Consider the following 26,694-nt stretch of genomic DNA (forward strand, 5'->3'; position numbering starts at 1 on the left):
GTTAAAAAATGAAAAACCTAACATCATTACTTTTTTGTCTATTTACAACACTGTTAATAGCACAAGCACCAAATAAAATGAGTTTTCAATCTGTTGTTCGAGATGAAACTGGGAATTTAATAGTAAACGCAACTGTAGGTATTAAAATTAGTGTTGCTCAAACAAACAGCAACCGGAACAATAGTTTTCTCGGAATCACATTCCGTGACAACAAATTCAAACGGTCTTGCTAGTCTTGAAATTGGTACAGGAACTAATCTAATTGGTGCTTTTTCAGGAATTGATTGGTCTCAAGGTCCTTTTTTTTTGAAAGTAGAAAGCGACCCAACTGGTGGTTCTAATTATACTATTTCTGGCACATCAGAATTATTAAGTGTTCCTTATGCTTTATATTCTGCTAATTCTGGGAATTTAAATGTATGGAATACAACCGGAAATGCTACCATTGACCCAACAATCAATTTTATTGGTACAACCCAAAATAAGGATGTTGTTTTTAAAAGAAATAATATTTTTGCAGGAACACTTGGCGAGAATAACACAAGTTTTGGTCAAAATTCTTTAAACGCAACTGTTACTGGAATTAGAAATACCGCAGTTGGTTCTAATACATTACCTGCATTAACAACAGGAACACTGAATGTTGCCGTTGGAGAAAGCACCTTATTTTCCACTACTTCTGGACAAGAAAATAGTGCTTTTGGAGTTGGTTCACTTTTTTTAAATACTACAGGTAGTCAAAATACTGGTTTAGGTAGAAATGCATTGACTTCGAGTACAACTGCAGGTTCAAATACAGCTGTTGGTCATGCTGCTATGAGAAGTACCACAACTGGAAGTTTCAACTCTGCAGTAGGACGTGATGCTTTGAGATTTAATACAACAGGATTTGAAAATTCTGTTATTGGTGTTAATGCTTTATTTGCAAATACAACAGGAGAACGAAATGCTGCAATTGGCGTACAAGCACTTCGCAATAATACTATTGGAAATAATAATACTGCATTGGGTTTTCAGGCATTGTTTGAAAATACCACAGGTACAAATAATACCGCAGTGGGAAATACAGCTTTTTCTACAGGTACAAATTTTAGCAACTCTACAGCCGTCGGTGCATCTAGTGTAATCACTGCAAGCAATCAAGTTCGACTTGGTGATGCTAATGTGACTTCAATTGGTGGTCAAGTGAGCTGGACTACGCTAAGCGATGGTCGTTTTAAAGAAAATATTGCTCAAAACGTCCCTGGTTTAGAATTTATTACAAAGCTGAAACCAGTAACTTATACAGTGAACAAAGATTTAGTGAATAGATTTTATGATGTTCAACTATCCAATAATATTCAAAGTGGATCAAGCGAGACAACTACAGGATTTATTGCACAAGATGTAGAAAAAGCTGCTACAGAAATTGGATTTAAATTCAGTGGAATTGATAAACCTAAAAACGAAAAAGACCATTATGGCATTCGATACTCTGATTTTATTCCGCCAGTTGTAAAAGCAATACAAGAACAACAAAATACAATTGAGCAATTGAAGCTTGAAAATCAAGAGTTGATTAAGCGTTTAGCACTTCTAGAAAAACTTATTTTAGAAAAGAAATAAATACATTCCCGATTAAGAAGTTAATCGGGAATTTTCTTTTTATTTGTAGTTGTAATTTACAATTATGAAACAAAATAAAAAACAAGCAGCCATCGGATTTATTTTTATTACGATGCTTATCGATATTACGGGTTGGGGAATTATTATTCCGGTTATTCCAAAATTAATTTCTGAGTTAATAAATGGCGATGTTAGCGAAGCTGCAAAATATGGCGGTTGGCTAACGTTTGCATTTGCTATAACACAGTTTGTTTTTGCTCCATTAATTGGGAATTTAAGTGATAAATTTGGAAGAAGACCAATCATTTTATTATCGCTTTTTGCTTTTTCATTAGATTATTTGCTTCTGGCTTTTGCTCCAACGATTACGTGGTTATTCATTGGTCGGATTATTGCGGGAGTTTCTGGAGCAAGTATTACTACCGCTTCTGCTTATATAGCCGATGTTAGTACGCCAGAAAATAGAGCGAAAAACTTTGGGATGATTGGTGCTGCATTTGGGTTAGGATTTATTATTGGTCCAGTTGTTGGTGGTTTATTAGGTCAATTTGGTTCGCGAGTTCCTTTTTATGCCGCAGCAATTTTATGTTTTTTAAACTTCTTGTACGGTTATTTTATTCTTCCCGAATCGTTGTCAAAAGAAAACCGAAGAGCTTTTGAATGGAAACGAGCCAACCCAGTTGGAGCATTGCTTCGATTAAAAAAATATCCATCGTTGATTGGGTTGATTTTTGCTATTTTTCTTCTATATGTAGGTTCGCATGCGGTTCATAGTAATTGGAGCTTTTTTACGATGTACCGATTTAATTGGGATGAAAAAATGGTTGGAATTTCGCTTGGTGTTGTTGGACTTTTAGTTGGAATTGTTCAAGGTGGTTTAATCCGATGGACAAGCCCGAGACTTGGTGATGAAAAAAGTATTTATCTTGGTTTATCGCTTTATACTTTTGGAATGTTTCTTTTTGCTTTTGCTAGCGAAAGTTGGATGATGTTTGTGTTTTTAATTCCTTATTGTTTAGGTGGAATTGCTGGTCCAGCTTTGCAATCGATGGTTTCGGGGAAAGTTCCACCAAATGAACAAGGCGAAATTCAAGGAACGTTGGCTAGTTTAATGAGTGCTTCGGCTATTGTTGGTCCGCCGATGATGACGAATACTTTTTACTTTTTCACCCATGATGAAGCACCATTCTTATTTCCAGGTTCGCCTTTTGTTTTGGGTGGTTTTTTGATGTTGTTGAGTACTTTTATTGCGTTTTATTCGGTTAAAAAGATGTCAACTTTGCAAAAGACGGATACTTTTTAGCCCCGATTGTAACGGCATCTCGTTTTTTGGAACGAGATATAGTGGAAAGCGGGAAAAGGGTTTAATTGAATGCCTACTGATTTGCTCCTAATTTTTTTATTTTAGATAAAAACAATGGTTGGCATAGTCGATTATGGCTTTGCCTTCGAGTAGAATATCGGCGCCGATAATTCCTTGAACAGGTTTGGCTTTGTATTGTTTTAGTGCATCGTTAACGTGTGTCATGTCAAAGATTATCAGATGAAATTCTTCGGTTTTCCAGCGACCAATTTTTAGGGAGTTGTTTTTGGCAATTTGGGTAAACATTCCGGTTGCGCCGGCGCCAGCAGCTTTGGTTTTTGATTTTCCTGCTTCTAAATTGAAGAGTTCAATGCTTTCGAAACCTACGCAACTGGTGGATGCGCCAGTGTCGAGAATGAAATTTCCAGTTACGCCGTTTATTTTGGCTTTGATTAATAAATGCTGGGTTTTGGAAACTTTGAATTTTAGTTTCTTGTATTTTTCTTTTTTTAAAACGTCGTCTAGGTTTTTCATAAATCAAAAATGATGTCAAAAGTAATCCAAAAATCCATAGCAAACTTTGTAACTTTGCAACTTTAAACCTGAAACTTTGAACTCGAAACTAATTTTAACCGATACGCACACGCATCTTTATTCTGAAGAATTTCAAAATGATAGAACCGAAATGATTGAACGAGCCATTGAAGCTGGTGTTTCTCGTTTTTTTGTTCCGTCAATCGACAGCAGTTATAGTGAAAAAATGTATGATTTGGAAGCGCAATTTCCGTCGAATATTTTCTTGATGATGGGTTTGCATCCGTGTTATGTAAAGCCTGAAACGTATCAGCAGGAATTGGCTCATGTGGAAAAAGCATTGGCAGCAAAAAAGTTTTATGCCGTTGGCGAAATTGGGATTGATTTGTTTTGGGATAAAACTACGTTGCAGATTCAGCAAGAAGCTTTTAAACGTCAAATTCAATTGGCAAAAAAGTATAAACTGGCGATTAATATTCATTGTCGTGAGGCTTTTGATGAAGTTTTTGAGGTTTTGGAAAGTGAAAAATCACCTGAATTATTCGGGATATTTCATTGTTTTACAGGCGATTTTGAGCAAGCAAAACACGCTATCGATTTAGGGATGAAATTAGGAATTGGTGGAGTTGCCACGTTTAAAAACGGAAAGATTGACCAGTTTTTGAATGAAATTGATTTAAAACACATTGTACTCGAAACGGATTCGCCTTATTTAGCTCCAGTTCCTTTTCGAGGGAAACGTAATGAAAGTAGTTATACCAAAATTATTGCCGAAAAATTAGCCCAAATTTATAATCTTCCATTAGAAGAAATAGCACGGATTACTTCCGAAAATTCCAAACAAGTTTTTGGGATTTAATGTATTTATAACGTCTAATTGCGTTTTTTTTTGTTCATTTGTTTTTTGAAAATCCAAACAAACAATGTCAAAATTTGATTCTATTCGTCCGTTTTATGATGCTGAAGTAAATGAAGCCATTTGCAATTCTGTAAATCATCCGATGATGAAAGCGATAATGGATTTTACCTTTCCAGATGTTGATGATACTATTTGGAAAGAACAGCTAAAAAGAACTCATTCTATAAGAGATTTTCAGTGTAATTTCATTTATCAATCGGTTCAAAAAGTACTTCAAAAATCGTCAGAAGGTTTAACTACTTCGGGTTTTGAAAAGCTAGAAAAAAACACTTCCTATCTTTTTATTTCCAATCATAGAGATATTATTTTAGACACATCATTACTTAATGTTAGTCTTTTTGATCACGGATTAGTAATGACGGCATCGGCAATTGGAGATAATTTAGTAAAGAAAGATTTCTTAAAAACATTATCACGATTGAACCGAAACTTCTTGGTTCAAAGAGGTTTGCCACCAAGAGAATTGTTAGAAAGTTCCAAATTGATGTCGGAATATATTGGGCAATTGTTATTGCGTGAAAATCGTTCGGTTTGGATTGCACAACGCGAAGGAAGAACGAAAGATGGAAACGATGCGACACATTCGGGTGTTTTAAAAATGCTAGGAATGGGTTCGGATGAGCCGAATTTAATCGATTATTTCAAAAAAATAAAAATCGTTCCCGTTTCGATTTCGTATGAATATGATCCGACTGATGCGTTGAAAATGCCTCAATTGATGGCAGAAGCTAATGCTGTAAAATACATCAAAGAGAAAAATGAAGATTTTATTACGCTAATCAGTGGAATTATTGGGCAAAAGAAACGCATTCATATTCATGTAGGCGATATTTTGGAGAAAGAATTGGATTATATTTCAACTGAATTTGATAATAGTAATAAACAAATACAAGCTTTGGCACAGGTAATTGATGACTCTATTTTGCAATCCTACAAACTTTGGCCAACCAATTATATTGCTTACGATTTACTTCATAAATCGGAAACCTATAAAGATTTTTATACCGAAAACGAAAAGTCACTTTTTGAAAGACGTTTAGAAATGAGAATTGACGAGAATAATCCACAAATGATGGAAAGTTTCTTGCTGATGTATGCCAATCCTGTGGTGAACAAAATGAAATACGAAAATGCCGTCTAAACCCAACATACTTTTGCTTTATACCGGTGGAACGATTGGTATGGTTAAGGATTTTGAAACTGGCGCTTTGAAGTCGTTCAATTTCAAAAAGTTATTGCAAAATATTCCCGAGTTAAAACAATTGGATTGCAATATTGAGACGATTTCGTTTAAAAAACCTATCGATTCATCCAATATGAATCCCGAACATTGGATTGCTATTAGTGGTATAATTGAAGAAAATTACGCGCAATTTGATGGATTTGTAGTACTTCATGGTTCGGATACAATGTCTTATTCGGCTTCGGCATTGGGTTTTATGTTGGAAAACCTTGGAAAACCTGTTGTTTTTACAGGCTCGCAACTTCCAATCGGCGATTTAAGAACCGATGCTAAAGAAAATCTAATCACGGCTATCCAGATTGCATCGTTACAAGAAAAAGGACAACCAGTCGTTCAAGAAGTTTGCCTTTATTTTGAATATAAATTATATCGCGGTAATCGAACAACTAAAATAAGTGCGGAACATTTTAACGCTTTCACTTCGCCAAATTATCCAGCGTTAGTCGAGTCGGGAGTTCATTTGAATGTTATGACTTCGGTTTTATTGCAAAATCAATCCGGTAAAAAGTTATCGGTTCACAAAGAACTGGACGACAACGTGATTATTGTGAAGATGTTTCCAGGAATTAGCGAAACCATTTTGTCATCGATTATTGCTATTCCCAATTTGAAAGGAATTATTCTAGAAACTTACGGTTCTGGAAATGCGCCAACCGAAGATTGGTTTATTTCGGTATTAAAAAAAGCGGCAAAACAAGGTTTGTATATCATTAATGTTACCCAATGTTCTGGCGGAAGCGTAAACATGGGACAATATGAAACGAGTACACAATTGAAAGAAATAGGTGTTATTTCGGGGAAAGATATTACTACTGAAGCAGCAATTACTAAACTAATGTGTCTTTTAGGTCAAAAAGTGGCACCAGCAGTTTTCAAAACTATTTTTGAAACTTCGTTGCGAGGCGAAATGTCATAATAAATTAATACTCTACTTTTTTTAGTGAAAAATTTTGTTGTTCTTTGCATCCACAAAAAAAGAGAGGTGTCCGAGTGGTTGAAGGAGCAAGCCTGGAAAGTTTGTATGTGGGCAACTGCATCGTGGGTTCGAATCCCATCCTCTCTGCCAGCAAATATATAAATGAATATAAAACCCACTAAATTCAATTATTTAGTGGGTTTTTTCATTTAGGGTTATATCAAATTATTCATTAAATCTCAAAGTTTAGGTGTCTTTCAAGGTGTCACTAAAAAATTAAATTTTAAGTGACACCTCTCAATGGAAACACCACTACTATAAGATGTTCAAAAGCATATTCAAAAAATGTACATCTTGTGAGTAGTTGTTAAATCGAATAAATTTAATACTAACTTTAAGGTCACCAACAATGAACACATCCGTATCAATTCTCTTCTACATTAAGAGAGCAAAAGCCAATAATTTAGGAGTTTGCCCAATCTATACAAGAGTTACAGTCAATACCAAACGATTTGAGTTTAGCACTAACAAATACATCAATCCTGATAAATGGTCTTCAGGAGCCAGTAAAGTTAAAGGCACTACCGAAGAAGCTAGAACAATTAATAGACATCTTGATTATTTGAGAAATCAAATTTTAGAAGCAGAGAAGAGACTTTTCAAAAAAGATATTAGCTTAAATTCTGAAAATTTAAAAAATGAATTATTTGGTTTTTCAGAAACCAAACGCATGCTCGTTCCTATCTTTCAAGACCACAACAACAAAATAAAAGAATTAGTTGGCAAAGAATACGCTCCAGGAACACTAGAGCGTTATAAAACATCACTTAGACATACAGTCGATTTTTTAAAATGGAAATATAAAGTGGACGATATTGACATAACCAGAATTGATTATGCGTTTGTTACCGACTATGAATTCTATCTGAGAAGTGTTAGAAACTGCGCTAATAATACAACTGTTAAATACATTAAAAACTTCCACAAGATTATTAAAATTTGTATAGATAATGATTGGATAACAAAAAATCCATTTTCAAATTATAAGGCAAAATTAAAAGAAGTTGAAAGAGAATACCTTTCCGAAGATGAAATCCAGAGTTTAATAAACAAAGAGTTTACAATCGATAGACTTTCTTTGGTAAGAGATATATTTGTTTTTAGTTGCTTTACGGGTTTAGCCTATGTTGATGTTAAAAATTTGACATCAAACAATATAAATTATGGTATAGATGGCGAAAAGTGGATTTTTACTCACCGTCAAAAAACCGAGAGTGCTTCCAAAATACCATTGTTGCCCATACCAGAAACGATAGTCGAAAAATACAAAGACCATCCTCAATGTTCAAATCAAAATAAGGTATTGCCAATTCTGACTAATCAAAGAATGAATTCATATCTCAAAGAAATAGCGGCAGCATGCAATATTAACAAAGAACTAACCTTCCACATTGCCCGACACACATTTGCAACAACAGTGACGCTTACAAATGGAGTTCCAATTGAAAGCGTAAGTAAAATGTTGGGACATAAAAACTTAAAAACCACCCAGCATTACGCTAAAATTTTGGATAGAAAAGTAAGCGAAGACATGCTAGTTTTGAGAGATAAATTCAAAGTTCCAGCAGCTAAATGGGTTAATGAAAATAAATAACACTTTTCAATTTATACTTTAATATGCGGTGATTACAAATATTAATCACCGCAAAAATGCGGTGTTAATCAAAAATAATCCTTCAATTTCTTGAATTAAGCTTTAGTCATAAAATGTATTACGGCAAAAAGCAAAACCATTTTTATGCGTTTTTTTCATAAAATTTGATACACATATCGCATATTGCAATATGCGATATAAACCTATGAATTGTCAATATTATTTCCTGATTTGAGTAGTAAAGAAAGTTTTGATTACACTCGCTTTAAAGAAAACATTCAACCCTTGATTACCATTGCTCATAATAATGGGTTTGGGTATTTGACTTCTTAAACAGCGAATTAAGTTTTAGTATTCTACTAACTTGATCTTAAAAATTTAAGCGTTGTCAACTGTTTCCAAATCAATATTATTTGTAAAACAAAATTAAATGTGATTTGGCTTTTTTGAACACAATGAAATTGAAAATAATTAATTTTTTTCCTTAAAAATGTGTCACAGGTTCGAATCACTATTGAACTTTATCCCTTACTCAATAAGGAAAGTTTGTGACACGTAAAAAAGTTAGGTGACAAAAAAAGTTAAAAAAAGGTTTTTTTAAAAAGGGAAAATATAGGTGTATCGTTTTTAGCAGCTACTAAAATTGCTACTACATTTGCTAGGATTGCTATGATACTTTCTATATTCATTTTGTAAATTTAGAAAAAAATAAATTTATCTAGCAGAATTGATTTTTTTTGTTTGTCATTTCCCAAAAGACATAAAAAATTTTCTATTTCATAAGGTTCTAGGACTTGAAGTTCTTTTGGAAAAAATTCCTTCTCAACAAATCTATTAGTTCAGATTTGATTTTTGATTTTATATTAGTTTCAATTATCATTAAGCTGCTTTTTCAACAATTTCTTTTGCCCAATCAAACCCAGAACTCTTTAAGCAATATTTAACCGAGGCTGAAAATTCAGAATTTTTAGAACACATCAACCAAAGTTGTCTCATATCTGTTTCTATCTCAATCTCTCTTGCTTGGTCAAAAACGATAGATTGCAAATCTAATTTCTTATTAATTCTCATTAATAATATAACTGCATTTCTATATTTATCTTTCCTTTTATCTATTAAGCTAGGAGAATTTAAATTTAATCGGATAATAGAATATCTAGCTCTTTTATAATTTCTAAGAGTCTTGTTAGTCGCTTTTGGACGAACAATCCCTTCATTATCAAAAGCTAATTCCTCAGGATCTCTAAATTTTATTGGGTCTAAAAACAGAATATCTTCAAGATTCAAATTGTCTGCATAATTTAGAGCTCTATTTGCATTCACATGAAAATACGACCTCTTTCTAACATTGGCTGCTGGACCAGAAAACCTGTAATTCATCCAATCAAAAGCTAACCACCAATATCCTTCAGTTTTTACTCCATTTTCATCAATCACTTCTTTTTTTGGTCTAAAATGATCTACATGACAATGAGCACCTGAATTGATTGATTCAGTATACCAACATTTATCATTATTAAGTGAAGATAAATGATTTTTTAACTCATTCCAAAGTGGTTGATTTGCATCTATAATTTGATTTCTCAATACTGAATCTACTGCATCAACTAATTCTTGCGTAACTATGTCTGCCCTGTCAATCCAATCTTGAGAAGGCGGATTGTTTTCTAAATCAATATAAATCATTTCTCAGATTCTTTAATTATTTTCTCTAAGATATCAAATGCTATTCTGCTTTTTTCGGTTTTATTTGCAATAACATTTTGATTAATATTACTTTTTTCATGATTTGCTAAGGCAACTATAAATTTTTGATACAATGGATCTCTATCTGTTGTATTAATGCCAAGATTTGATAATTTGTAAAAAAGTTCAGTTAGCCTAAGCTGTTCATCAACTGATAAAGTATCATTTTCCTGTTTTACAATCAAATCATTTCTTTCTTCAAGTTCTTTTAAGGTGTCTTCATCAAGTGTACTCGGCAGATTAAAAAACTCACTTGTCAAAATTCCCGCAACACCCAATCCTTTTGGGTCAAAATCAGGTTCAAAAGTTTCAATTTTTTGAAATTCATTTCCGTTTTTGTCTATTGCTTTTTTAGAGTAAAATATTCTAATCTCTTCCTTAGTCAAACCACCAATTACTAGTGGGTCATGTGTAGTCATTAGTATCTGACTTGTGTCGTCTTTACCTGAATATTCTTCAAGTAAATTCATGTATTTCCATTTCCATAAAGGGTTTAAATGAGTATCTGGTTCATCTAGAAGAATAAGTGATTCGTCTTCTTTTGTAAAACGTAATAAACCTAAAACCGTAAGTAGTTGCTGTTCTCCTTCAGACAATTCCTTAAAAGTAATTTTTCCATTTACATTTACCTTTTTTACTTTTACTCTGACTTCCTGAATTAAATCTGATATATAAGTGCTTTCCAAACTTTTAAAAAACTCAGTATTTGTTCCATATTTTTTAGCAATCTCTATCAATTTTTCTTGATTGGAAATAAATAAATAGAGTTGTTCTTGAACGTGACTTCTTCTGAAATCCTCCCTTACATTATCTTCTTGAACAATAGGAGCCATGGAAGCATTCCAAAGCTCATCTAAAAAATTTCTAACGACCCCTTTTGCAGTCCAAAAATTTGCAGGTTCTGCTTCTTTTTTGTTTTTTGCCCAAATTGGTTCTTTCAATACAAAAAGAACAGATTCTAGACCTATAATACCCAGAAACTCCTCCAGAAAATTATTGATTTTCTTGTCTGAAAATGCATAAAAAGCCATTAATACAAAATAACTATGTATTTGTCTTGCATAGAATAAAGGCCTTGGAGGTGCATCAACACCATCTAACAAAGCTTTATAAAATCGTGTTTGATGTTTATCAAAATGTTCCAATAAGCGATTGCTAATTCCTGAGTAATACGAAAAAACGTATTTTGGCAGATATTGAGATTTATCTCTTTTCACAACAGTTTTAGAAACTAAAGTTGAATACGATACAATATTATCTTTTATTTCTCCTTTGTAAAAAACGAACTTACCTTTTACATCTGGACCTCCATCAACTTTTAGTAAATTACCTTTACATTCATACTCTATTGAATAGTTAAAGGTAGTGTGCTCTTCTAAATCTAAATCTCTAAATATAATCACAATAGCTTCTAAAAGATTTGATTTACCAGCAGCATTTTGACCAAGGAGAACAGTACTCATTTGTTTACCATTTAAATCAACGGCAAACTCTCTTAAGTTTTTGAATTCTTCAATATAAATTTTATCTATTCTCATACTAATTCTATATAACCTTTTTCATTAGTAACTTCCTTAATTGTTTTTTCAATTTCAATTTTAGTTTTCAAATCGGAATAAAACTTATCAATACTATCATTGATGTTTTTATCATCATAATATTCTGACATTTTCCAAAGGTCTTCTGCATGAAGTTTACCATGTAATTTAAGCAGCTCTACTAATTTCATATTAATTGTTTTATCGTTATATTTTATATCTCTAGAAAGAGATTTTTTTACATTTCTTCTTGTTTTATTTTCAACAATTAATTTATTATTTTCTTCACCTAATAATTCTAATAATATTGTTTGGAATAATTTTACAGAATTTTCTTTATTAGACCTTATTACTTCATTTAAATTTGAGCAATTCTTCAGTAATCCTTTAACCTTTTTTATTATAATTTTTTGCTCATCTATAGGAGGTATTGGTATAGGTATCATTTTTAATTTCGACGATTTAATCCCTTTGACAGCAGACCCAGTTTGATTATCAAGTATTATACTTTGAAATTGGTCATTTAAGAATAAATAGAAAAAAAATTCAGTTTCCATTTTTTCTAAATATGGTTGAAAGCAAATTGTTCTTTGTGCTAGTGCGAATTCAAATGGCACATCTACTAAAGCTGTATATCCAATCGTATGTCCTTCCGTTACAAACAGAATATCTTTATTTTTAGGAAAACCTCGAATCATATATTTATCATAAACATCTTGACTAACATATTCTATTGGTTCATCTTGTATGTAACCAAAACGAATGTTTTTTGCGGTAATAAGTCTCTTGCCTTCCAAAGATTTTGATGGCGTTTTTCCTCTGTAATCGATGAATGAAAATATATCGTTTAATGTAGCAATTGTCCATGAATTATTTAACTTCCAATCACAATTATCAGTTATTAAAGAATCAGTCGATTTATCTTGCTTTATTTTCTTTTGTTTTATTAATGACTCTTTTTTTAATTTTATCTTTTGAATAAATATATCAGCACTCTCAATATTAGGATGCTCTTTACGCCAATCCATAGTTAAAACTCCTTCTGCAGCATCTTTTAAAATAGATTTACGAAGTCTAACTAAATTTTCTTCTTGCAAGTATATTTCATTTAAAATCTCTCTATTTTTGAATTCAGCTTTTTTAATTTCATTTAAGATCTTCTTTTGTTCATCTTTGTTAGGTAGATAAATTTCTAAATCATAAATTTGATTAGGCTGAATCCTTTTAGATCCTACACCTTTAGCAAACCCATCGAGTTTTAAGTAAAAATTACCTTTTTTAAAGAAATAAAATATCCATTCTGGATAACATGAATCATCAACATCAAATGCAGGAATATCTTGACTAGATTCAAACCCATCTAATTCCTTTGGAATGATTCCAAAAGCACCTTTATGCAAATTTTGTTTACCATAAATAAATTGGCCTGCTTTGCGAATATAATATTTAGTAGCTCCTTTTTTATCTTTGGTTACAGGTCTTTTTTCAACGCCTAATACATTTAACTTTACCCTAATACGATTGTCTGTGCTTGGGTTTTCAGAGAGAACTTTAGATTCTGTTAAAAGAGTTCCTAATTTTACTTTTGGCCAGTTTTTCATAGAAATGCTTTTTTGATTTCATCCAATAATTCACTACTTTTATGAAAAGAAGTTTCTAAAATTGATATCAAGTCTTGAGTTGAATATAATTTTTCTTGTTCTAAAACATTTGAGTTTTTAATATCTAAATTGAAATTTCTACTTTTAATTTCCTTAAAAGTAACCTTCCATGCATATTCAGTCTCTTTTCTATTAAACCACCATTTTTTGATTTCATCAAAATGATTAATGTCTATTGGTCTTGAAGCACTGTAGTTTTTTATTTCCTCTGGATATGGCATTTCATAATACCAAGTTTCTTTAGTTGCTTTTCCTTTTTCAAAAAAAAGTAGGTTTGTTTTAATAGCTGTGTATGGGTTAAAAACTCCATTTGGTAATCTTATTATTGTATGTAAATCACATTTTGTTAAAAGTTCTTCTTTTATTCTTGTTTTTACTCCCTCACCAAATAATGATCCATCAGGTAAAACGACAGCCGCTCTACCATTTTTCTTCAAAATTTTAATTATTAATGCCAAAAATAAATCTGCTGTTTCTTTGGTTCTAAATTCTTCAGGAAAATTCTTTTCAATTCCATCTTCTTCTTGACCACCAAAAGGAGGATTTGACAAGACGATATTTACTAAGTCGTTATTTTTCCAACTATCATATTTAACGGATAATAAATTACCTTTAGTTATTGCTGGTTTCTCTATACCATGAAGCATTAAATTTGTTGTGCAAAGTAAATGAGGTAATGGTTTTTTCTCAATTCCTCTTATTGAGTTTTGAACTATTAATGATGTTTCATCAAAATCCTTCTGTTTTGATAAATTAACCAAAGAACAAGTTAAAAAACCTCCTGTTCCACATGCTGGATCTAGAATACTTTCACCAATTTGAGGATTAATCATGTCAACCATGAATTGAGTTACAGCTCTAGGGGTATAATATTCACCAGAAGAACCTGCGCTTTGTAGTTCTTTTAATATTGTTTCATAAATATCATTAAAAACATGTCTATCCTTATTGTTTTTAGAAAAATCGATTTTATTTATTTCATTTATAACTTGGCGGAAAAGATTTCCGCTTTTCATATAATTATAAGTATCATTAAATACTGATTTTATAATTACTGATTGGTCTGTATCTGTGGGTTCAATTGTTTTAAGTACAGGAAACAACTCGTCATTTATAAAAATAATTAATTCATCTCCTGTTAAACCATTTTCATCAGCAGCCCAATTTTGCCATTTTAATTTTTCAGGAATTGGACTTTTGTAATCCTTTCTTGAAATTTTCCATTCCTCTTCTTTATCTGCAAAGATTTTCATAAAAAGCATCCACACCATTTGAGAAATACGCTGTGCATCACCATCGACGCCTTCGTCTTTTCTCATTATATTTCTTATGGATCTTATTATACTTGTTGTACTCATTTAATTAATTATTTAAAACTTTATACCTATAGTAAAAAGCTTCTGGATTATTCTTTTTTTAATTCGTAATCTTCTCTATTTTCTCCATCAACATTTTAAAACGTTCTTCACGAATTAATGGATGGATGTGCATTGCTAAAATCTCCGCTGCTTGCGGATGATTTTTAATGGCTGTTAATTCCTTTTTTATATATTGGCGAACGTCTTCGTCTGCCGCAATAATTTCTTCTACTATTGTTGTTCTGTTGTCTATTAGATAGATAATGTCTTCAAAATCGTGACTGCCATAAAAATCACCATTCCCTCTGTCTTTGAATGCTTCTAACTTAGTCGCAAGAAAATAAGGTGACGGTAAAATATTTATGCTTGTTCCATCTTCTAATGCTATTTGGTGCAAGTATTTAAAACCAGGTTTGTACCAAATGTTCGAAACACCAATACTGCTATCATCTGCTGGCATGATGTCTATGGCAATGTCTTGATATTTATAAGAACAGATTGATTGCCCTTGGGGATCGGGATAAAATCCTAATTCAGCCAAACGTTCTTGCATTTTAGCCCATTCGGCATAGTTGGCTAAATTGATAGTCATGTCGATATCGGAAGTGGGGCGGATTTCTTCGGCAGCAGGATCATCAGTATACAAGCTAATTACGGCACCACCAATGAATACCATTTTATCTTTTAACTCTTGTAGCCCATGCGCCACTTGTGCTACTAAAGCTAGGTTTATGACCTTGTTATGCATGTAGAATTCTTTTTTCGAGTTCTTTTTTTGCAATCTCTTTTTCTCTTACACGACCTACTCTTAAAGCATCTACCATTGCTAAAAGTTCATATAATTTATTGTCTTTGATTGATGCTGGTACTACTGTATTGTATAAAGGTTCTACGGCCTGGCCTTTTTCATTTCCTTTAGCGTATGCCCAAACATATTTATCAGTAGCGTTAATTATTTGATTTAGAGGTTTGGCTGAATGAGCGGTTAACATTCCTCTGACAATTGGACCTGGATGTTGCGGGAAAACATAAGATAAACCATGGCTAATAAATTCATTAAACGCAATTCGGTTTACTTTTTTTCTCGAATCATCGATTAGACCAGCATATTTTGAACGGTTGAGCGATTGGCTTACTTCGGACTGGCTCATACCTAATTCTTCTGCTAGCGTATGATGAAACCATTCCTTTTCTCCTAAAGCGATAATCTTTAATAAGATTACAACGTCTTGTGGTTTTAGATTGTTTTTTACTTGTCCCATTTTAATATTGCATATTGCGATATGCAATATTACTTATTTATTTAATGAAAAACAAGAAGTTATTACGAAATATTGCATATCGCAATATGCAATATGCAATATGAATGCTAATGAAAGCGTATATTTAATTTTTAACTTTCATAAAAAAAAGACGCCTCTCAGCGTCTTTTCTTTTTCAAAACCACTACACTTGATCTACCCGTAACACGGCTGAACTATTATAAATCCCATTATGCAATAAATAATACTCACCATTCACTTCTTGATAAAATTGAAGGGTCAAAACCAAAAACATAGCATCAGTTGAATTGGCGGTGACAGCATGTGAATGGCTTAGTGCTGCGGTAGGGGTACTGTCCCATGGCATCACTGCACTGGCATCGGTTAACGATACAAAAGTACGGTCTTCAAAATTCACCGTTGCACCACAACTAATAATTTTAAAGTGCGTTGTTCCACTTGGTGCAAACAAAACATTGGTTGGGTCAAACGAAGGGATATCCAATGCTATAATGCCAGTAACACGATTTATCGTTACGGTGTAAAGAGCAAAAAACAACGAACTCAGTGGAGAGTTGATGTTAAACTCAAAGTCCTTCAATAAATCCAATCGTCCACCAGCAACCGTTCGTTTTCCTCTAGCATTTACAGGATCTTCTTTTAGCACTAGCATCATTGCTCTTTGCATACGACTTACTAAGCGGTTATCCGCATGCAGCAATACTTGTCGCAAAGCAGTTCTCAGCAACTTGCCGTCTTTTCCAGCACGTCCAAACTCCATTCCATTCTCCCTTGTGCGTTGAAAAGCAGGGTCATTTTTAATTCGTTTAGCATCTACGCCGCCTTTTTCTCGAATAAGGAAACCATCCTGCGATTTATAAAAATTCAAATCGCCAAGTGTTCCCTGTACCTTTAATGGTCCTCTCTGTCTTGCCATCTTCTACATCATTTAAATTAATACTCATTTTCTCTTTCATCATTTCGATAGCGTTGCAACTAATATCCAAAAAGATAAAACAAAGGTTATTATTTCTAAACAAATAAAAAACCAGTAATATAAAAAAACGACCGTAATAATACCAAATGACTTAAAATGACACAAATGTCACTACTTTTTTAGATGTATTCTATTGCGTAGATGGTGCGCAGATAATGCGTAGATAGTGCGCTATTTTTGGCTACTAAAAAACAATCTTATTTAATAGTTCAACTGACGAAGTTCTTTTTGTACACTCCATTTATTTTCATTGATCTGTATATCAATATCTATGTAAGAGTAGTTGCACAGTTTATTCAAAGTATAGTGTTCAATTCCGGAATGGAACACTATAAATTTAATTTTGTGGACAAAAAAAAGATGCCTTTTGGCATCTTAAATATTTTAATACTTATTAATTACAATCCTATTAACTTGAAAAACTCGGAAAGTTTAATATTTCTAGCTTCACAGATTTTAGCTAATGTATTAACAGGTATGTTATAATCTACTTTATTTTTCTTTAAAGAAGTATTTTTAATCTTACGAACAATACTTTCTTCAATATTATGTTCAATGGCAAATGCTCGCTGTGATTTAAACGGCTCAACCCACTTAGTGTAAATGAAGTCACAGATTATGTAGTTTGCATTATTCATATAAACAAATTAAACTTATTATCAAAAAAATAATGCGCACGAAAATGCGCATCATGAAATATTTTTCTATATTTGCTAACGTTTATATAATTTTGCGATACTTCAAACAATATTATTGAAGCATTCGCTTTGAATCTCGACTTTGAAAACTGGTAATTTTTGCAACGAGATGATAAGTATGATGCTCACGTCCTAATGGCGTGGGCTCTCTTATTGTTGCAGGGTATACCAGTACCTCAAAGTCAGTAAGCTGAGTTCCACGCTTTTTTTATGCCTTCCCGCGTAGGCTAGAAACTCTCCTTACTATTCCAAGCAAACTTCATTTTAAAAAGGATCGTACCATCTAGTCATTCTTATTCCTGCCTGCGGGCGTCTAACTAATTGGGTTTAGTTAGTTGGCGTCCGTAAGGCGATAAGAAAAACAAAAACAAGCAGTGTAACCTTTAAAAATAACGCCTATGCAAAACAAACAGTACTAAACTTCAAACAAAAAAAGCCCTCTAGCAGGTCGGCAAACTTCACTAGAGGACAAGACAAACAAAACAAATGTTTCATTTAACTAAACCAATTTTATGAATAAATTTTCATTTATCCTAAAAAGTGGTACAATAAACTTTTCACTAGCGGTACTGGTGTTGTTTTTTTGTACAACCACTTGGGCAAGTCCTCTCTCCTTGAGGCAACAAACACAACAACAAATTACCGGTACCGTTAGCGATGCCTCTGGTCCGCTACCGGCGGTAACCGTTACCGTAAAAGGCAAAACAATAGGAACACTTACCGACCAAAACGGTTATTTTTCCATTACAGCCGCTGTAGGCGATACACTTATTTTTTCCTTTATGGGCTACAAAACAGTAGAGGTAACGGTAAACAATCAAAACACAATTAAAGTACAACTCCAAGAAGACGCTACCGCCTTAAAAGAAGTAACGGTAAATGCAGGTTACTACTCTGTAAAAGAGAAAGAGCGCACGGGGAGTATTGCCAAAATAACAAGTAAGGATATTGAAAACCAACCCGTTTCCAATGTGCTAGCCGCAATGCAAGGGCGCATGGCGGGAGTGGACATCATCCAAGATGGAGGAACAGCTGGTGGAGGTTTTCAAGTTAAAATCAGAGGACTAAACAGTCTCCGTGCCGACGGTAATGCACCCTTATACATCATAGACGGTGTTCCCTTTTCAAGTGAAACAATTGGATACAACAATACGACCACAGGAATGGCAAGTAGCACCAGTCCACTAAACAGCATCAACCCCAACGATGTAGAAAGCATTGAAGTCTTAAAAGATGCCGATGCCACAGCAATATACGGTTCAAGAGGAGCAAACGGTGTCGTATTGATCACCACCAAAAAAGGAAAAGCAGGAAAAACCAAATTCAGTATCAATTCTACAACAGGAGTTGGAAGAGTTACCAAATTTATAGACTTGATGAATACCGAACAGTATTTAGCCATGCGAAAAAAAGCATTTGCTAACGATGGAATTACTACGTATCCAGCAAATGCCTTCGATGTTAATGGCACTTGGGATGAAAATCGCTATACCAATTGGCAAAAAGAGCTATTGGGCGGAACAGCAGAAATCAACAACATTCAAGCAAGTGTTAGCGGTGGTTCAGCTTTAACCCAATATCTATTTAGCGGAACACGCAGAACAGAATCTACCGTTATTCCCGGTGATTTTAATTACAGTAGAACTGCTTTTCATACTAATATCAACCATTCCAGTGACAATGGTAAATTTAAAATTGCATTTTCAGGAGGCTACACACTCCAAGACAACAAACAACCTTCGGCTGACCTAACCAGAGTAGCCCGAAATTTAGCGCCCAACGCACCAGCATTATACGATGCAAATGGAAATCTAAATTGGGAAAACAACACGTTTCAAAATCCGCTAGCCGCTTTAAACACCTACAGTACGGTAGATACCAAAGATTTACTAGCAAACGTGGTACTTAGTTATGCCATTTTACCCAACCTGGTTGCCAAAGCAAACTTAGGATATACCGATACGCACAATTTTGAACAGCGCGTTATTCCACATACGATTGCCAATCCATCATCAAATTTTACCAGTGCAGTATCCTCACTCTGGAACAATACTACCGAACGACAATCGCACTTGTTTGAACCTCAGCTACAATGGAAAAAAGATTTTGCATCAAGTAGTTTAGATATATTGGTCGGAGCTACAACTCAATACCAGCAAACCTCAAGATTATTTGCTAATGGTCAAGGATTTGCCAGCAATACCTTAATTACAAATATGGCTTCGGCAAATACTAAAAATGTTTTGGGTAGTGATATTACAGTATACAAATACCAAGCTTTTTTTGGACGCGTCAACTACAATTACAAAGAACGATACATTATCAATGCTACAGGTCGTAGGGATGGTTCAAGCCGTTTTGGTCCAGGAAAACAATTTGCCACTTTTGGTGCCGTTGGTGCCGCATGGCTGTTTAGCAAAGAGTCTTTCCTAAAAGAAAGTAGTGTGCTAAGCTTCGGAAAACTAAGAATGAGTTATGGAACCAGTGGCAATGACCAAATTGGGGATTATCAATTTTTAAATACCTATGGAACTAACGGTTTGAATTATCAGGGAATTGTAGGGCTAGAACCCATACGCCTTTATAATCCTGATTTTGGTTGGGAAAGCAGTACCAAATTGGAAGCAGCACTAGAAACTGGATTTTGGCAAGATAGAGTATTTCTAACCTTAGCTTGGTACACTAATCGTTCCTCCAATCAACTAGTAGGAATACCACTGCCCGGAACTACAGGATACAGCTCAATCAATGCCAATTTAGATGCTACAGTAGCCAACAAAGGCGTTGAGGTTACCCTTAGAACTGTAAACTGGAATGGAAGTGATTTCAAGTGGTCAACTAACATTACCTTATCCGCTGCCCGAAACACCTTAGTGTCATTTCCAGGATTAGCTGGTTCTACTTTTGCTAATCGCTATGTGGTGGGGCAACCTACCAGCATAGTAAAGGTTTATGAATACCAAGGTGTTAATCCTCAAACAGGCTTATATGAAGTAGCCGATTTAAACGGTGATGGACTGATTACAGCTGCTGGCGACAAGCAAAAAGTAATGGATTTAACCCCAGAGTATTTTGGAGCAATACAAAACCAAGTCCAATACAAAAATTGGCAATTGGACTTTTTATTTCAGTTTGTAAAACAACAAACAAATGGCTATACCCCGAGTGCGCCAAACGGGTATTTCTTTAATCAGAGTAGTGCTTTAACCAATGTTTGGCAACAAGCTGGAGATAATGCAACCTATCAAATGCCTACCTCTGGACAAAACAGTGCCGCGGTGACTGCCTTTAATCGGTACATGGATAGTGATGCACTCATAGTGGATGGTTCCTACATTCGATTAAAAAATATTGCCATTAGCTATGATGTACCGCTCCAAAGCAAAGGAATTCAATGTAAAATCATGTTTCAAGGACAAAATGTATTGACGTTTACCCCATACAAAGGTGGCGATCCCGAATTCAGATTTACAGGATATTTACCTCCGCTAAGAGTACTTACGGCTGGTGTACAACTCAATTTTTAACTTAAAAACAAACCTCATGAAACGATATATTTTTTCTTCTTTCAAAAAAGTGGTTGGGACACTTTTAGTAGTACTTTGTTGGTCTTGCGACGAATATGTTGCTGTTGACCAACCCAATTCCCAATTAACCACAGAAGCTGTGTTTGAAGAAGTCTCAACAGCCAATGCGGCAATGACGGGACTTTATTCTAAAATGAGAAATAATGGTCTGCTATCGGGTAGCGTTACAGGTGCTTCTTTGTATCTAGGACTGTATGCCGATGAATTAGAAAGTTTTCAAGTTAGTGGTACCAATAATTTTTACAATAACACTTTGGTCGCTACCGAGTCAAGTGTTTTAACCCTTTGGAACCAAAGCTATCGCCAAGTTTATGAAGCAAATGCGATAATTGAAGGCGTTACGAACTCTGTGGCACTTCCCGAAGCTACTCGGAAACAACTAAAAGGAGAAGCGCTTTTCGTTCGTGCTTTTATCCACCTGCACTTAGTCAATTTATTTGGCGATATACCTTACGTTACCACTACTGACCATAACATAAACCGTCAAGTTAGTCGAATGCCAAGTACTATAGTATATGAGCAAATTATTGCCGATTTAGAAGAAGCACAACAATTACTACCCGAAACTTATGTTTCGGCAGAACGAGTGCATCCCAATCGATTTGCTGCTTTAGCACTATTGGCTAGAGCATATCTATATACGGGTGCTTATGCCGAAGCTTCAAACGCCGCCTCAGCGGTTATCAATAGTTCATTTTATGTTTGGGAACCCGATTTGAATAAAGTATTTTTAAAAGGAAGTACAACCACTATTTGGCAATTCATGCCTAATGCTACCGGTGCCAATACTGCCGAAGGTGGCTTATACATATTTGTTGCGGGTCCACCCGTAGTAGTGGGATTGCGCACTGATTTTGTAAATGCTTTTGCAACTAATGATTTAAGAAAATCACTATGGGTTAAAGCGGTATCCAACGGAAGTGCTACATGGTACCATGCATTTAAATACAAACAGCGCATTGCAACGGCTAGTTCTTTAGAGTATTCAATCGTCTTGCGACTAGCGGAACAATATCTGATTAGAGCGGAAGCCAGAGCAAAACAAGGAGAACTTAGCACAGCGAAAGAAGATTTGAATGTAATCCGAAACACCGCTGGATTACCCAATACAACAGCAGTTACCGCTGTGGATATTGTTGCCGATATCATGAACCAACGCCGATTTGAATTGTTCACCGAATTCGGACAACGCTTTTTTGACTTAAAAAGAACCAATCAATTGGATGCGGTTTTAACAACTTCAAAACCAGGATGGAATACAACCGATCAACATTGGCCTTTGCCCGAAGTGGAATTGACAAATAATCCAAACCTAAATCCTCAAAATGAAGGGTACTGAAAAGATACTTGTTGCCTGTTTTACCTTTTTGTGGGCATCCTTTTTGCTTTGCTCTTGTCCTATTTTTGGACAAGAGCGGCAAAAAAAGCAACTAACCGAAAAGGAGTATGATAAATGGGGTAACTTAACCGTCAAAGCAATGTCCAATAATGGGAAATGGGTAAGCTATACCATGACCTATCCCAATAAAAAAGATACTTTATTTTTACAACACACGGAAGATAATGTAAAGTATTCGTCTCCCTCTGCTCGCCATGGACGTTTTAAAAATGAAGAGGGTTTTGCCTATTTGAAGTCAGACACTTTGCTAATACAATCCCTACGCACTGCAAAAACCCAAATCATCCCTGAAGTCAAACAATATGATTTTTCAGCAGAGGGAAAATATTGGCTTATTTGGCATACCAATAATCAATTAGTTATAAAAAATGACAAGGAAACCACTGTAGAAAAACTAGAGAATATCATTAGCTATACATTCAATGAAGCTTCTCAAACCGTAATGTATTGTCAAAAAAACAACGACAGTTATAAAGTAGGTTGCATCGAATTAACCGCTTACAATCATTTTACGGTAACTTCAGGTAGTGCGGTTTTTCATCGCTGGATTTGGGAAGAACAAGGAAAAGGCATAGTGTTTTTTAAAGAAAATGACTTGTTGTATTATCGTTTGAAAGACAAAAAGCTACTTACATTAACCGCGGAAAAACTTCAAAACGAGGGCTTTAAAATAGTTACAGGTTCATTTGCCCCATTAAGAATAGCAACCGATGGTAAAAAGGTGTTTTTTTCGGTAGCAAGTACATCCATGTCCGAACCGAATGAGGATAGTGGCGTTGAGGTTTGGAAGGGTAATGACAATCCATTGTTTTCAGTACAACAAGAGTTAAAACAACTAAATCGTAAAGTAGCGGTTTGGTTTCCTGATGATGGAAAATTTAACCTTCTAACGAATGATACCTTGTTGCGACACCGCCTAACCGGTTGGCAGGATTATGCAATACTATCAAATCCCCATCAGTATAGCCTCGAGCCTTTCTATTATGAGAAAGTAGATTATTATTTAAAGAATGTGAGAACTGGCGAAGAAAAACTACTCTTAACAAAACAATCACACGACAGCAATCAATTGTTTTTCTCTCCGTTGCGCAATAACTTTTTATATTATAGAGATGCGCAATGGTGGCTTTATAACCCTGAAAAGGATAAAACCACTTGTTTGACAAAAGGCATTAAAACCCATTGGGATAATACCAGTAAAAATACGCCCAGTCAATTTGAAGTACACGGCGTGGCAGGCTGGTCTGAGGATGGAAAAAGTGTTTTAATCTATGACGCCAACGATATTTGGAAGATTGCACTCGATGGTAACGGTGGTACTCGATTAACTCAGGGCAAAGAGAACGAAAAGATATACCGTATTGCTAGAGAGCCACACCAACCAGCTTCTAATAGCGCTTATGATGGGAAAACACGTCTTGTATTAGACTTGTCAAAAGAGTTGGTGTTGGAGGTAAAAAGCCCAGTGGATTGGAAAACAGGTTATGCGATTTACCACCCAAAATCAGGTACAAACGAATGGGTTTATGAGGCTCGCTATTGTAATGCTATTAAAAAAAGAGGGCATCATTATGTTTATTGCAGTCAAACTTTTTCAGAATCGCCTAAACTACATTATTGGAATAGTCAGAAAAAGAAAGGTAAAATTTTATATGCCTCCAACCCACAACAAGCAGAGTATTTTTATGGAAAATCAGAACTAGTACACTATACCAATAGTGATGGCAATAGACTCAAAGGAGCATTATTTTATCCTGCTAATTATGATTCGTCAAAGCAGTATCCATTGATAGTTCATATCTATGAGCAACAATCACAAAGAGTGCACCGCTATCAAAATCCAACTTTATTGAACTATGAAGGGTTTAATGTTTCCCATTTCACCTTGAAAGGATATTTTGTATTGTTGCCTGATATAGAATACAAATTAGGTAATCCGGCAGTTTCAGCAAATGAATGTGTTAGCAGTGCAGTAAAAGCTATCATTGCTTCTGGAAAAATTGATCCCAAGCGTATCGGTCTGATGGGACATTCTTTTGGAGGCTATGAAACTAATTATATCATTACACAAAATCATGGCTTTGCCGCAGCAGTAAGTGGTGGCAGTGTGAGCAACACTTTGCATCATTATTTTAACAGAAGTGCCAACAACATTCACAAAAACGAAATGTGGCGATATGAATCCCAACAATACCGCATGGGAACATCCTTTTATCAAAGTAAAGAAAACTATTTGACCAATTGGCCTATTAGATATGCAGATTCAATAAAAACACCACTGTTACTTTGGGCTGGGAAAAACGATAAAGTAGTTCCTTTTGAACAAAGTGTATCTTTTTATATGGCTTTACGAAGATTGCGTTTGAAAACTTTGTTGCTGGCTTATCCTAATGAAGACCACACGATAAGTAATTCAAAGAACCAGATAGATTTAACACAACGAATAACAGCATGGTTTGACTATTACTTAAAAGAGGAGAACAAACACAGTTGGATTAGTGAGGGAACAAACTACGATTAAATAAATAATGCAGTTTCTTAAATAAAGAAACTGCATTACTTTTTACAGAAAATCACGCGCAGCTATTCTACTCTTTCCAGCAAAATAGAACAAGAATTTTCAGATTCCTTGTCAAAAGCTTGCCATTGATTTTCATACAAACAAGTTGGACCATTACCAACTCTACATTCAACTGATACTGATTGACAATCCAAAACCGTTGGATTGTGAATATAAGCAGTCATGGTGGAAGCGGATGTTTTCTCTTCCTCGCTGTTGGTGCTTACCGCAGCGGCACTAGCTAAAGTAAATGCTGCAATCGGCAACATAAACAATTGGATGAATTTTGTTTTCATGATACTTAAATTTAAATGATTTAATATTGACCTACTTTTTTCTACAGGTGTTCAGTCTTCATGCCTGATACTGGCCAGTATATTGTTTAATTTTTAAGTTTAGATGTGATGCGTTCTCCAAATCCATATTTTAGTAAAAAATGTCCCGAGATAACATATAAAGCTTCCTTAGTGGCTGTAAAATCTTTCATCCGAAAGGTTTCTTCATCATACACATAAAAACTCAATAGATAGTGCTGGTTTGTGAGGTCATAAACATCAACAACGGTTGCGTTTCTCCAAACATTGACAGACTCAAATCGACCTCTCAACATTGAATTGACAAATACTAGATTATGAGTAACGGTGGTAAGTTTGTTAACCATAAATGGTGGTGCTGCCAATTTTGTAGTATTGGATTTTTCTACTTTTACTATTTTTAGTTTCGCCTTGGTTATGGTATCAATAGTAGTTCCACGTTTTTCTAATTGGAGTTGGCGATCCGTAATAAGATATTGATTTCTATAGTAGTACGTATAAACCATTTTGTCCAATTCATGACTGTATTGTAGCGTACCATCAGTATCAAAAATACCATCGGTTTGTTTTTGAAGTAAATCGGTATTAAATTTTACTTCCAAGCTATCTTCTAATGAGACAAAAGCGAGTACATTATCAAAGGTCTTAGGCTTTTGGGTACGGATGATCAGTTGCTTTTGATTGATAAATACAATTTCATTGAATCCAAACTCTTTATCGTTTATTATTTTAGCTTTCCAATCAGCTACTAAACCGGAATAAATAACAGGCACGGTTTTATCATAAATATAGAAGTAAGGATACACTACTTTTAGTTGTAAGGCTTTGAATGGATAATTTTCCCGTTCTAGTGTAATGGTATGCGCTTTCTGGTTCTTTAAATTGGCATCATATTCAAAAACTTGTAAAGGTGCTTCTGGATGAGCTAAATATACTTTTTCGGTCGTGGCACCTGCTAGGTAATAGGATGTGTTTCTCAAATCAATTCCTGCTACCCGGGCTGCGGTTCCTTGCGGGAGTCTTCGAATAAATGGATTTTCTTTTTGAATGATATTTTCAGAAGTTAAAAACAAAAGCGTCATAAAAAGTATCCCGACAGTCGAACCAACTAATGTAATAATCAATGTATGTTTAACTCCTTTTTGGATTAAAATAGTTACAAGACCAATGAAAACAAAGACAAGGTTAAAAATAAGATGGCCGTTCCAACTCAGTCTTTCAAGTACTCCACCACAAGAGCAGGGAACAAAAGAAGTAAAATGAAGTATCATGAAGATATAAACGGTAAATAGAAACATTAGAAAAGCACTGGCGTAGAGGGCTTTTAATCGATACTTTGGTATCATTAATGCTAGAGCAATTACAATTTCTACACTCGGAACTAGTACAGCTATTGTGGT

The 26,694-nt window shown here is 34.5% G+C and carries 21 protein-coding genes and 1 tRNA gene; 11 read left to right on the top strand and 11 right to left on the bottom strand.

All coding sequences use genetic code 11. The features are described from left to right. Positions 1–204: 204 nt before the first annotated feature. Together IAI56_RS16410 and IAI56_RS10725 are read left to right on the top strand one after the other, a co-directional pair. Complete coding sequence (locus tag IAI56_RS16410; protein WP_187657870.1) at positions 205–1,605, top strand: tail fiber domain-containing protein; 1,401 nt, start codon at positions 205–207, stop codon at positions 1,603–1,605. 64 nt (positions 1,606–1,669) lie between these two features. Further along, complete coding sequence (locus tag IAI56_RS10725) at positions 1,670–2,908, top strand: TCR/Tet family MFS transporter (RefSeq protein ID WP_187657871.1); 1,239 nt, start codon at positions 1,670–1,672, stop codon at positions 2,906–2,908. A 96-nt stretch (positions 2,909–3,004) separates the two neighbouring features. On the opposite strand, the gene IAI56_RS10730 is transcribed toward IAI56_RS10725, so the two are convergent. Next, positions 3,005–3,442 carry a retropepsin-like aspartic protease gene (locus IAI56_RS10730; protein WP_187657872.1) on the bottom strand — a complete coding sequence of 146 codons (438 nt, stop codon included), beginning with the start codon at positions 3,440–3,442 and terminating at the stop codon, positions 3,005–3,007. Between the two features lie 76 nt (positions 3,443–3,518). Here IAI56_RS10730 and IAI56_RS10735 point away from each other — a divergent pair, with 76 nt between their 5' ends. The 6 genes from IAI56_RS10735 (at position 3,519) to IAI56_RS16360 (ending at position 8,507) form a co-directional block, all read left to right on the top strand. Next, the gene (locus IAI56_RS10735) at positions 3,519–4,301 is read left to right on the top strand and encodes a TatD family hydrolase (RefSeq protein WP_187657873.1); all 783 of its coding nucleotides are present in this window, start codon (positions 3,519–3,521) and stop codon (positions 4,299–4,301) included. 64 nt (positions 4,302–4,365) lie between these two features. Next, positions 4,366–5,502: a 1-acyl-sn-glycerol-3-phosphate acyltransferase gene (locus IAI56_RS10740; RefSeq protein WP_187657874.1), complete on the top strand. Its 1,137-nt coding sequence runs from the start codon at positions 4,366–4,368 to the stop codon at positions 5,500–5,502. Further along, a complete protein-coding gene (locus IAI56_RS10745) occupies positions 5,492–6,520 on the top strand; it encodes an asparaginase (RefSeq protein WP_187657875.1) in 1,029 nt (342 codons plus the stop codon). Before IAI56_RS10740 ends, IAI56_RS10745 begins: the two co-directional genes overlap by 11 nt. Positions 6,521–6,580: 60 nt before the next feature. Next, positions 6,581–6,670, top strand: a tRNA-Ser gene (locus tag IAI56_RS10750). 259 nt (positions 6,671–6,929) lie between these two features. After that, positions 6,930–8,174 carry a site-specific integrase gene (locus IAI56_RS10755; RefSeq protein ID WP_187657876.1) on the top strand — a complete coding sequence of 415 codons (1,245 nt, stop codon included), beginning with the start codon at positions 6,930–6,932 and terminating at the stop codon, positions 8,172–8,174. Between the two features lie 210 nt (positions 8,175–8,384). Then, the gene (locus IAI56_RS16360; RefSeq protein ID WP_262896768.1) at positions 8,385–8,507 is read left to right on the top strand and encodes a hypothetical protein; all 123 of its coding nucleotides are present in this window, start codon (positions 8,385–8,387) and stop codon (positions 8,505–8,507) included. Between the two features lie 546 nt (positions 8,508–9,053). On the opposite strand, the gene IAI56_RS10760 is transcribed toward IAI56_RS16360, so the two are convergent. From IAI56_RS10760 to IAI56_RS10795, 8 genes are all read right to left on the bottom strand, one after another. After that, positions 9,054–9,860 (bottom strand): HNH endonuclease family protein, encoded by an 807-nt coding sequence (locus tag IAI56_RS10760; protein WP_187657877.1) that lies wholly within the window; start codon positions 9,858–9,860, stop codon positions 9,054–9,056. Next, entirely contained in the window at positions 9,857–11,458 is a 1,602-nt protein-coding gene (locus IAI56_RS10765; protein ID WP_187657878.1) for an AAA family ATPase, read from the bottom strand. The genes IAI56_RS10760 and IAI56_RS10765 overlap by 4 nt, the downstream gene beginning before the upstream one ends. Further along, positions 11,455–13,059, bottom strand: a complete 1,605-nt coding sequence (locus tag IAI56_RS10770) for a restriction endonuclease subunit S (protein WP_187657879.1) — start codon at positions 13,057–13,059, stop codon at positions 11,455–11,457. Before IAI56_RS10770 ends, IAI56_RS10765 begins: the two co-directional genes overlap by 4 nt. Continuing rightward, complete coding sequence (locus tag IAI56_RS10775; RefSeq protein WP_187657880.1) at positions 13,056–14,477, bottom strand: class I SAM-dependent DNA methyltransferase; 1,422 nt, start codon at positions 14,475–14,477, stop codon at positions 13,056–13,058. The genes IAI56_RS10770 and IAI56_RS10775 overlap by 4 nt, the downstream gene beginning before the upstream one ends. Before the next feature lie 58 nt (positions 14,478–14,535). After that, entirely contained in the window at positions 14,536–15,225 is a 690-nt protein-coding gene (locus IAI56_RS10780; RefSeq protein WP_187657881.1) for a nucleotidyl transferase AbiEii/AbiGii toxin family protein, read from the bottom strand. Continuing rightward, complete coding sequence (locus IAI56_RS10785; RefSeq protein ID WP_187657882.1) at positions 15,218–15,739, bottom strand: hypothetical protein; 522 nt, start codon at positions 15,737–15,739, stop codon at positions 15,218–15,220. The genes IAI56_RS10780 and IAI56_RS10785 overlap by 8 nt, the downstream gene beginning before the upstream one ends. 184 nt (positions 15,740–15,923) lie before the next feature. Then, complete coding sequence (locus tag IAI56_RS10790; RefSeq protein ID WP_187657883.1) at positions 15,924–16,676, bottom strand: hypothetical protein; 753 nt, start codon at positions 16,674–16,676, stop codon at positions 15,924–15,926. A 458-nt stretch (positions 16,677–17,134) separates the two neighbouring features. Continuing rightward, positions 17,135–17,374, bottom strand: a complete 240-nt coding sequence (locus IAI56_RS10795; RefSeq protein WP_187657884.1) for a transcriptional regulator — start codon at positions 17,372–17,374, stop codon at positions 17,135–17,137. 572 nt (positions 17,375–17,946) lie between these two features. Between IAI56_RS10795 and IAI56_RS10800 the strand changes: the two genes are divergently transcribed. Genes IAI56_RS10800 through IAI56_RS10810 form a run of 3 tightly spaced genes read left to right on the top strand, consistent with a single transcriptional unit; the run spans position 17,947 to position 24,941 of the window. Further along, entirely contained in the window at positions 17,947–20,961 is a 3,015-nt protein-coding gene (locus IAI56_RS10800) for a SusC/RagA family TonB-linked outer membrane protein (RefSeq protein ID WP_187657885.1), read from the top strand. Positions 20,962–20,977: 16 nt separating this feature from the next. Beyond that, positions 20,978–22,360 carry a RagB/SusD family nutrient uptake outer membrane protein gene (locus IAI56_RS10805; RefSeq protein WP_187657886.1) on the top strand — a complete coding sequence of 461 codons (1,383 nt, stop codon included), beginning with the start codon at positions 20,978–20,980 and terminating at the stop codon, positions 22,358–22,360. Next, on the top strand, positions 22,347–24,941 hold the full coding sequence (locus IAI56_RS10810) for a S9 family peptidase (protein WP_187657887.1): 2,595 nt from the start codon (positions 22,347–22,349) through the stop codon (positions 24,939–24,941). The genes IAI56_RS10805 and IAI56_RS10810 overlap by 14 nt, the downstream gene beginning before the upstream one ends. A 62-nt stretch (positions 24,942–25,003) precedes the next feature. Here IAI56_RS10810 and IAI56_RS10815 read toward each other — a convergent pair whose 3' ends face one another. Both IAI56_RS10815 and IAI56_RS10820 read right to left on the bottom strand, forming a co-directional pair. Next, positions 25,004–25,276 (bottom strand): DUF6520 family protein, encoded by a 273-nt coding sequence (locus IAI56_RS10815; RefSeq protein WP_187657888.1) that lies wholly within the window; start codon positions 25,274–25,276, stop codon positions 25,004–25,006. A gap of 86 nt (positions 25,277–25,362) precedes the next feature. Further along, a partial coding sequence (locus tag IAI56_RS10820; RefSeq protein ID WP_187657889.1) for a DoxX family protein occupies positions 25,363–26,694 on the bottom strand: 1,332 nt, incomplete at its 5' end.

The organism is Flavobacterium macrobrachii (assembly GCF_014486675.1).
Classification (GTDB): Bacteria; Bacteroidota; Bacteroidia; order Flavobacteriales; family Flavobacteriaceae; genus Flavobacterium; species Flavobacterium macrobrachii.

Bases quoted from the DNA above. Each gene is read 5' to 3' on its own strand.
- IAI56_RS10725 (WP_187657871.1), top strand. From the start codon at position 1,670: ATGAAACAAAATAAAAAACAAGCAGCCATCGGATTTATTTTTATTACG.
- IAI56_RS10730 (WP_187657872.1), bottom strand. From the start codon at position 3,442: ATGAAAAACCTAGACGACGTTTTAAAAAAAGAAAAATACAAGAAACTA.
- IAI56_RS10740 (WP_187657874.1), top strand. From the start codon at position 4,366: ATGTCAAAATTTGATTCTATTCGTCCGTTTTATGATGCTGAAGTAAAT.
- IAI56_RS10745 (WP_187657875.1), top strand. From the start codon at position 5,492: ATGCCGTCTAAACCCAACATACTTTTGCTTTATACCGGTGGAACGATT.
- IAI56_RS10755 (WP_187657876.1), top strand. From the start codon at position 6,930: ATGAACACATCCGTATCAATTCTCTTCTACATTAAGAGAGCAAAAGCC.
- IAI56_RS10760 (WP_187657877.1), bottom strand. From the start codon at position 9,860: ATGATTTATATTGATTTAGAAAACAATCCGCCTTCTCAAGATTGGATT.
- IAI56_RS10765 (WP_187657878.1), bottom strand. From the start codon at position 11,458: ATGAGAATAGATAAAATTTATATTGAAGAATTCAAAAACTTAAGAGAG.
- IAI56_RS10770 (WP_187657879.1), bottom strand. From the start codon at position 13,059: ATGAAAAACTGGCCAAAAGTAAAATTAGGAACTCTTTTAACAGAATCT.
- IAI56_RS10775 (WP_187657880.1), bottom strand. From the start codon at position 14,477: ATGAGTACAACAAGTATAATAAGATCCATAAGAAATATAATGAGAAAA.
- IAI56_RS10780 (WP_187657881.1), bottom strand. From the start codon at position 15,225: ATGCATAACAAGGTCATAAACCTAGCTTTAGTAGCACAAGTGGCGCAT.
- IAI56_RS10785 (WP_187657882.1), bottom strand. From the start codon at position 15,739: ATGGGACAAGTAAAAAACAATCTAAAACCACAAGACGTTGTAATCTTA.
- IAI56_RS10790 (WP_187657883.1), bottom strand. From the start codon at position 16,676: ATGGCAAGACAGAGAGGACCATTAAAGGTACAGGGAACACTTGGCGAT.
- IAI56_RS10795 (WP_187657884.1), bottom strand. From the start codon at position 17,374: ATGAATAATGCAAACTACATAATCTGTGACTTCATTTACACTAAGTGG.
- IAI56_RS10800 (WP_187657885.1), top strand. From the start codon at position 17,947: ATGAATAAATTTTCATTTATCCTAAAAAGTGGTACAATAAACTTTTCA.
- IAI56_RS10805 (WP_187657886.1), top strand. From the start codon at position 20,978: ATGAAACGATATATTTTTTCTTCTTTCAAAAAAGTGGTTGGGACACTT.
- IAI56_RS10810 (WP_187657887.1), top strand. From the start codon at position 22,347: ATGAAGGGTACTGAAAAGATACTTGTTGCCTGTTTTACCTTTTTGTGG.
- IAI56_RS10815 (WP_187657888.1), bottom strand. From the start codon at position 25,276: ATGAAAACAAAATTCATCCAATTGTTTATGTTGCCGATTGCAGCATTT.